Here is an 8,578-nt window from a genome sequence, read left to right as displayed (position 1 = left end):
TATCTCCTGTTTTAAAACCTTTTTTGAACCAGTACATCCTTTGTTCTGATGTACCGTGTGTAAAAGAATCTGGAACCACCTGTCCGGACATTTTACTTTGTATAGCATCATCGCCAACAGCATTTGCGGCACTCAATGCTTCTTCTATATCTCCCGTATCAAGGTTTTCCTGATTATAATGGGTCCAGACACCAGCATAAAAATCAGCTTGCAATTCTAATGCTACCGAAAGTTTATTGGCTTCGGTTTCGCTTTTTCCTTCCTGCTCCTGATGCATCTTGGCAGATGTCCCTAATAAGGTTTGCACGTGATGCCCAATTTCGTGCGCTATAACATACGCAATTGCAAAATCGCCACCCTTAGCGCCAAATTTAGTTTTTAATTCCTCAAAGAAGCCTAAATCCATATATACTTTTTGATCGCCCGGACAATAAAAAGGTCCTGATGCAGATGATGCACCACCGCAGGCAGTGTTTACAGAACCTCTAAAAAGTACCAATTTTGGATTTTTATACGTCATTCCGTGTTCCGTAAAAATTTTGCTCCAGATATCTTCGTTATCCGCCAGAATAACTCTCACAAAGTTGCCCATTTCCTCATCTGCTTTGCTTAGCGGAGCCGCAGCTTCAGTTTGTGTTTGTTGCCCACCCTGAAGTTGTTCTAAAACGGGTGTGATTAGTTTAGCGTTTTCTCCGCCAAAAACGTTTACTAATAAAATAATAATACCAATAATTCCGCCACCAAGGGCTACTTTTCCGCCAGAAACGGATCTTCTGTCTTCAACATTATCGCTTTGCCTTCTGCCTTGCCACTTCATAATTATAGTGTATTTGAGTTTATTTGTTTTTTTCTTGTACGAATTTATGTATTTTTTAGGAAATAGACAGTAACAGAAACCATTTAGTTCAAACTATTTTAACCATTTTACCAGTGCTTCTTCTACAGTTCCTTTAATTATGGGTTTTGAAATATAGTCATCCATTCCGGCTGATAAACATTTGTTTCTTTCGTCTTTTTCAGCACCGGCAGTTACGGCAATTATCGGAATATCTTTTCCTGTAAGCGTATTTCTAATGGCTTTAGTTGTTTCGTAACCGTTCATAATAGGCATTTGGATGTCCATAAAAACAAGATCAGGATTGATGTTTTCGAATTGATTTACAGCTTCATAACCATTTTCGCATTCGTAGATATAAGCTGTACTGTATAGATTTTTAATAATAGTTTTAAGCAGCAACATGTTTACTTTATTGTCTTCGACAATCAAAAATGTAACGTTTTTATGATTTGCCCCAATGTTGTTGGCGCTTAGTTCGAGATTGATTTTTTTAAGTTCGGCATTGTATTTTTCATTGATACTCTGGTTGCTGGTTTTTAAATCCAGATCAAAATAAAAATTGCTTCCCATATCAATTTTGCTTTCCAGTTGCAAACGGCTCTCCATTAGTGCAAGTAACTGGTTGGAAATCGTTAAACCTAAACCGGTACCTCCAAACTTTCTTGTGGTCGAACTGTCTTCTTGTGAAAAGGCTTTAAAAATTTTCTTCTGGTTTTTTTCCAGAATTCCAATCCCGGTATCAATAACCGAGAATCGGATCGTGCAATTGTTACTTTTATTTTTTTCTAAAACAGAAACATTCAGTTTGATTGAACCTTCATTGGTAAATTTTACTGCGTTTGAAAGCAAATTGATCAAAATTTGTTTGATCCTGACAATATCAGTCCAAATGTATTTAGGGACATCAGGATCTACATTTAATTCTAATTTCAGATTTTTTTGGTTCGATTCGTAAACAATTAAATCAAAAACCTGACCCAGTACTTTTTTGATATCGTACAAATCGATAAAAAGTTCCAGTTTTCCGGCTTCGATTTTAGAAAAATCAAGAATATCGTTTATAATCTCCAACAGCGAATGTGCAGATTGATTGATTGTAGTCATGTATTTTTCCTGAATTTCTTCGAGTTCTGTTTTCATCAGTAAATGCGTAAAACCAATAATACCATTTAATGGCGTTCTGATTTCGTGCGACATATTGGCAAGAAAGTCTGACTTTGATTTATTTGCGGCTTCGGCGAGCTGTTTCGCTTTTATAGCATCTTCGGTTTCTTTTTTGTTTGTAATGTCAAAATAAATGCCTCCAATAAATTCAATTTCATCACCTTTTTTAATAACATCGCCAAATTCTTCTACCCAGATATATTCGCCACTCTTTCGACGAATTCGGTACACATTATGCAGCGGCATTCCGGTTTGCAAATTATCAACCTGATTGTTTACTACCTGCTCTTTGTCGTCAGGATGAATTAGCGATAAAAAGGATAAATTATTCTCGATAAATTCTGATTTCGAATAACCGGTTAAGTTTCTAATCTCGTCGTTGAGGAATATTTTGGTCGAAAAAGCATCAAACTTTGACAGATACACCGTCCCGGGAATATTATTGGCAATCAGTTTAAATTTTTCTTCACTTTCGAGAATTCTCGTCTCATTTCGATTTCTTTCTAATGCCGATGAAATATTGTTTGCCAGAACCTGAAAGATGTAAATCTCTTCTTCAGACCATTTTCTTTCGTTCGTGCAATCATCAAAACCAATAAAACCGGTAAAAACATCATTGATATACAATGGCAATATCAGGATTGATTTAATCTCATTATTGATCAATAAGTTTTTAAAAAAAGTATCACCGAGTTTGCGTGTTAGTGTATTTAGAATTTTTTTGTTTTGCGCCGCTTCATAAATCTCTGCTAAATTATCTTCGGTAAGATGCTGTAATTCGGTTATCTGATGCGCAATTCCTTTTCTTGACCATTTGTATTTTTGAGAGGCAACATTGGTTGTAAAATCTCTTTCATAATAATACATGTGGTCAACTTTGGCCGCTTTACCAATTAAATCATACGTTTCCTGAAACATTTCATGAGTACTTTTACTCAATAAAAATTTCTCGGTGCACAAAGAAAGTGCCGAAAGTAACTGACTCTTAAATTCTAATCTCCGCTCAGCTTCCAGACGCATTTGCGACGAAATAGCCAACGAAATCACATCCGAAATCGTTCTGGCATAATTGATATCTTCATTGTCCCAATCTCTTTTTTCGTCCGTACTTTCAAAACAAACTACACCCGCGAGTTGTCCGCTTAAAAATATCGGAACATCCAGCATCGATTTGATGTGATTTTTTGTAAAATAAAGCTTTTGAAATTCTGATGTTTCTAATTTATTAAATACGTCAGGCGCATTTATAATGGCTTTACTTTTTAAAGTTTCAAAATAAATAGGGTAGGATTCCTTGTCAAGAATGTTTTTATCGCTTAAGTTTTGATTGTCTAGGCTAAATAGATTTTGACATGTAATTAAATCTTTATGGTATTTCCAGAAGCTCACACGATTTGTTTTGGTTACCGTTGCAGCTTCTTTGATGATGTAACCAATAACCGTATCCAGATTGTCGTAATTGCTAAAATCTGTAGTGGATAATTTTTTTGTTGAGTTGTTGTATGCTTCAATTTTTTTAAGACGCTTCTTTTTCTCGTTTTCGATGTTTTTAATATCGGTAATATCTCTCGCTATTCCTGCAAAACCTATAGTTAATCCTAAATCGTTTTTGCGAACGATAATTTTTTGGGAGATCCATAATGTTTTTCCGTTTTTCTTTAAAATCGGAATCTCAATGGTTGGAAAATTGTTCTCATTTAACTCCAGGTTTTCATAAAAATCAACTGCATTTCTTTGGTAATTTTCATGGATAAAATTAGAATAATGTTGCGCAATAATCTCTTTTTCAGAATATCCTAAAATCGAAAATCCAAAGTCATTTACAAAAGTAAAGTAACCATCAGTATCAATTTCAAAAATAATATCTGTAGCAGTTTGAATCAGGTTTTTGTATTGATCCCTAACATTAATTTGTTCCGTAACATCCTGACCAATGCTTATAATAAGATCATCAGAGAATTTTTTGTCTTTCCACTGAATGTATTTGTACTCGCCGTTTTTGCTTTTTAATTTACGGATATAAAGTTTGTTTTCCTCACCGTTTAAATTCTTTATATCATCAATAAAGTTGGTTTCTTTTGTGATTTTCCAAAATTTCAAACCCATTACTTCATCCGGCAAATATCCTAAAATAGAGGTAATCGTTTCGCTGCAAAACAAGACTTCTTTTTTATTATTTGTTGCAATCGTCAATGAATTTCCTTTATGGACGATTTCGTTTGTAAACCTGAAATTATCTCGATTGTTTAGTAAAACAGCATATTTTATCTGATTTATTATAAAAACGATAATGGAATAATTGAGCAATAAAATAGATGACTTTATTGGAATTAAATGATAAATAACGGTCAGGATCAAATATAAAAAGACAACTGCGGTAAACGCCCAATAGATTTTTATAGGTTTTAGAATACTGTAGGAGAAATAAAATGAGATTAAAAAGGCAACAATGGGGACAACATCATTTTTTAGATAAATAATATTGTAGCCTACATAAACAAGAAAGGATAGAAATAAGGTGATAAAAATTTGCTGAACTCTATCGCGCAGTAATTTTATTTTGTCAGTGACTAAGTAGATTAAAAGAACCGTAGTGCCTATGCTTACGTTTAAAACCAATAAACTTCGAGGTCTGATTTTGAAAATTTCATTGATGATTTCTATAACGACAATAGCAATACCAAAAAATAAAAGATAAAGCTGATATTCTCTGTTAGCCGTTTCGATTTCGAATTTCTTTTCGACAAAATAACCAATCCGGGCTTTGATTTTAAAGAATTGATACACCAATATTGCCAGAAACCCAAGTAATGACAATCCTAAAAGAATAAGTTTGGGATTGTTGTAAAAAATAATATCTGAACTAAAAAAATACCAGTTTGAGACAATTAATTTTAGGGCATTACCAAGTGCGGTAATTCCTGAAATCAACGAGTTGAAAAAACTATAGTTCTCTACCATAGAATTTAGGTATGTTTTGTTTAGTAAACAGCTTTTTGAAAAATCTAAAACAAAGTTGGTTGAGCTCTGTTCTGATTCAGATTTTTCTATTTTATTCTAAATCTGATTGCCCAATAGAATCAATTGGATCTTTTTGGTCACTTTTTATAATGGTATGATATATGGCGTATGTCATTGAATAAGTAAACGGAATTGTAAATAATAATCCAATACAAAGTCCTAGAAACCCAATAATTAGCGCAACAACAATAGTGATCATTAATCCTAAAAGCACTGCGGGCTGCTTTGAAATAATGATAAAACTTGCTTGTATGGCTTTTAGGGCGTTTAAGTTTCCAAAAACAATAAGCGGAATGGTTAAAAATGTAAAAAAGGATACGAGTAATGAAATAATCAGACCTAAATTGTTTAGTTTCTGAGTTTCAAGAAATGTTGTAATACTGCCGCTAAACAATGAAATTAATAAAGTAGCGGTAAATATTTGTAAAAAATGACTGGTTTTATAGTAAGAAAAAATGGTTGACACATTAAATTCCAAATCTTTATCTGCACAGTCGGCCATTTTTAGAAAACCAGCACCAAACGGACTAAATATTGCGGAGAATATTGCAGATCCTCCAACATAATAAAGGAGCTTAAGAGGCGATAAATGCTGAGGCTGGATATTAAAAAATTCCGGATTACTTACTTTGTCTATTCCATAAATTGAAGCTAAAATACTATAAGCAATTGCGCCAAAAAATATCGAAAATACTAATAAGATTAGTCCGGCATAAAGTGCTATTTTTTTGTAATTTTCGAAAGCATGGTTAAAGACAGTCGAAAAATCTAAGGTATAACCATGATTCTTAATGTCTTTGATTTGATCAAGTATAAATTTCATTTTTTGTAAAAGTAGAATTGTTTTATATTCTGGAAATTAAGATGGATAATGTGACGTAAATATAATATTTTTAATCAAATTCACATGAAAATCTCAAAAACATTACGAAATCGTTTTTTACTTTTACATCCAGTTCAGAACTCTTTTTATCGAAGCTAGTTTGTCTTTGTATGGTGCGTATCGCATAGGCAAATCAAGCCAGTTTCCTTTTTTTACAACTGCCTTATGGTGTGAAAAGATATCAAAGCTTAATTGACCGTGATAAGCGCCAATACCGCTATGACCCACACCGCCAAAGGGCAGTCGCTTGTTAGAAAAGTGTACAACCGTATCGTTGATACAACCACCCCCAAAAGAGTATGTTTTGATTAGTCTTTTTGCAAAAGATTTATTTTCACTAAAAACATAAAATGCAAGGGGTTTCTCATAACGGCTAACTACGTTTTCGATATCTGCTTCTGTTTCATACGTTAAAATAGGCAAAATTGGCCCAAATATTTCTTCGCCCATGACAGGACTGTCTAATGCGGGCTCTTCTATAAGTGTTGGCGAGATATAAAGTTGATTTGCTTCTGTCTCTCCTCCAAAAATTATTTTTTCAGGTTCAATCATATTTGCCAGTCTCAACCAGTTTTTAGTATTGATGATACGGGCAAAATCAGGAGATTTATCCATTTTTTTGCCATAAGCTTTTATGATTTCCTCGACCAAAAATGTGATGAAATTGACTTTCATGTTTTTTTGAATCAAAATATAATCCGGAGCAATACAGGTTTGTCCCGCATTGATAAATTTTCCCCACACAATTCGTTTTGCGGCTAACTTAAGGTTTGAAGTTTCATCGACAATGCAAGGATTTTTTCCGCCCAATTCAAGAGTAACAGGAGTTAGGTTTTCGGCAGCAGCTTTTGCAACAACTTTTCCAACAGAAACACTTCCTGTAAAAAAGATATAATCCCAGCGTTGTGCTAATAATTTGTTCGACACCTCGACACCACCTTCAAAAACTTCGACATGACTCACATGAAATGTTTTCTGAATAATTTTTGCAATTATGGATGAGGTATGCGGTGTGAGTTCCGAAGGTTTTAAAACGACTCTGTTTCCGGCTGCTACAGCAGAAATCAAAGGGCATAAAGCCAATTGAAAAGGGTAATTCCAGGGGGCAATTACCAAAACATTGCCATAAGGCTCTTTATAAATATAATCTGTAGAAGGAAAGTTAAGAAGGGAGGGAAAAACACGTTTGCGTTTTGCCCATTTGTTAATGTTTTTGATCGTGTCCTTTAATTCTGAAATGACATAGTTTGTCTCGGTTAAAACAGCTTCAAATTCAGGCTTTTTAAAGTCATCGTATAAAGCTTTTACAATTAAGTCTTCGCTATTTTGAATGTTAAACAACAATTTTTTTAGCGTTTCTTTTCTGTATCCGATGTCGTTTTTATAGTCCATTTTTATGATTCACTTGATTTTTGTATCTGCAAGTTAATCGATAAAAATTAAAAAATCCTCAATTGTGTTACAAAATCAAAGCGCATTCCAAATTGTTTCATCCGGAGTTGGTGCTACAATTGTAATATTTTCTTTAGAAACAGGATGAACAAAAACTAATTTACGGGCATGAAGATGAATTCCGCCATCAGGATTACTTCGGTCAAAACCATATTTTAAATCCCCTTTTATAGGAGATCCGATAGCGGCTAGCTGAGCACGAATCTGATGATGACGACCGGTATGTAAATTGATTTCGAGAGCAACATAATTTTGAAGTTCCTTAAAAACAGTATAGTCTAAACTTGCCAGTTTACTATCAGGAACTTCTTTTAAATGTGCTTTTGAAGTATTGTTTTTTTCGTTTCTTTTAAGATAGTGAACCAATTTGGCAGTTGTTTCCTGAGGTTTATTTTTAACAACTGCCCAATATGTTTTTTGAGTTTCACGATTGCTGAACATTTCGTTCATGCGGGTCAATGCTTTACTTGTTCTGGCAAAAACAACAATTCCGGTTGTAGGTCTGTCTAAACGATGAATCACACCCAGAAAAACGTCACCAGGTTTATTGTATTTGTCTTTAATGTATTCTTTTACAACATCAGATAAAGGTTTATCGCCTGTTTTGTCTCCTTGTACAATATCGCCTACACGCTTGTTAACCACAATAATATGATTGTCTTCGTGCAGAATTTGGAGATTGTTTTTATTAGAAAGTACTTTCAAAATCGATTATTAGATTATTGGATTTTTAGATTCTTCGACTAGATTTAAATCAAAGTAGATCTAAATTTTGATGTCATTTTTACAATTCTATCAAGATTAAAACATAATTCATCTAGTTTTACTTGGTTTATGTACCCTAAATCAAAAGAGATTAATAATTGAGTTTCAATTTCAAAAATAGAACCGATTGCAATTTCAAGAAACCTTGAAAAATCTTTGTTACTGCTTCGTGAACATCCTTCTGCAATATTTGAAGGTACGGACACAGAAGCGCGACGAAGCTGATTTGTTAAACCGAATTTTTCTGAGTCAGGGAAATTTGATGTAATACTATAAATTTCAGAGCAGAATTTTCTACTTGATTTCCAAATTTCCAAATCCTTAAATCTGTGCATTATAATTATAATTTTATTAAATTATTTTTTCTAATAATCAAACAATCCAAGAATCTAAAAATCTAACTTTAGTACTGTTCGCCGGAATTAGGAAAATCACTGGATTTAACATCAGCAGCA

At 33.5% G+C, this 8,578-nt stretch carries 6 protein-coding genes; all 6 read right to left on the bottom strand.

Translation table 11 applies throughout. The features are described from left to right. On the bottom strand, positions 1-817 hold an 817-nt coding region (gene ypfJ / locus B0A64_RS22925; protein ID WP_089481794.1), incomplete at its 3' end, for a KPN_02809 family neutral zinc metallopeptidase. Positions 818-910: 93 nt separating this feature from the next. After that, positions 911-4,963 carry a PAS domain S-box protein gene (locus B0A64_RS22920; RefSeq protein ID WP_089481793.1) on the bottom strand — a complete coding sequence of 1,351 codons (4,053 nt, stop codon included), beginning with the start codon at positions 4,961-4,963 and terminating at the stop codon, positions 911-913. 91 nt (positions 4,964-5,054) lie between these two features. Then, a complete protein-coding gene (locus tag B0A64_RS22915; RefSeq protein WP_089481792.1) occupies positions 5,055-5,846 on the bottom strand; it encodes a DUF2189 domain-containing protein in 792 nt (263 codons plus the stop codon). Positions 5,847-5,969: 123 nt separating this feature from the next. After that, positions 5,970-7,298 carry an aldehyde dehydrogenase gene (locus tag B0A64_RS22910; RefSeq protein ID WP_089481791.1) on the bottom strand — a complete coding sequence of 443 codons (1,329 nt, stop codon included), beginning with the start codon at positions 7,296-7,298 and terminating at the stop codon, positions 5,970-5,972. Between the two features lie 75 nt (positions 7,299-7,373). Next, positions 7,374-8,063, bottom strand: a complete 690-nt coding sequence (locus B0A64_RS22905; RefSeq protein ID WP_089481790.1) for an RluA family pseudouridine synthase — start codon at positions 8,061-8,063, stop codon at positions 7,374-7,376. A gap of 44 nt (positions 8,064-8,107) precedes the next feature. Next, on the bottom strand, positions 8,108-8,458 hold the full coding sequence (locus B0A64_RS22900; RefSeq protein WP_089481789.1) for a four helix bundle protein: 351 nt from the start codon (positions 8,456-8,458) through the stop codon (positions 8,108-8,110). Between the last annotated feature and the right edge of the window lie 120 nt (positions 8,459-8,578).

Source organism: Flavobacterium araucananum (assembly GCF_002222055.1).
Lineage (GTDB): Bacteria > Bacteroidota > Bacteroidia > Flavobacteriales > Flavobacteriaceae > Flavobacterium > Flavobacterium araucananum.
The sequence above is the reverse complement of the archived record's forward strand: the minus strand, read 5'-3'. Positions and strand labels throughout refer to the sequence as shown.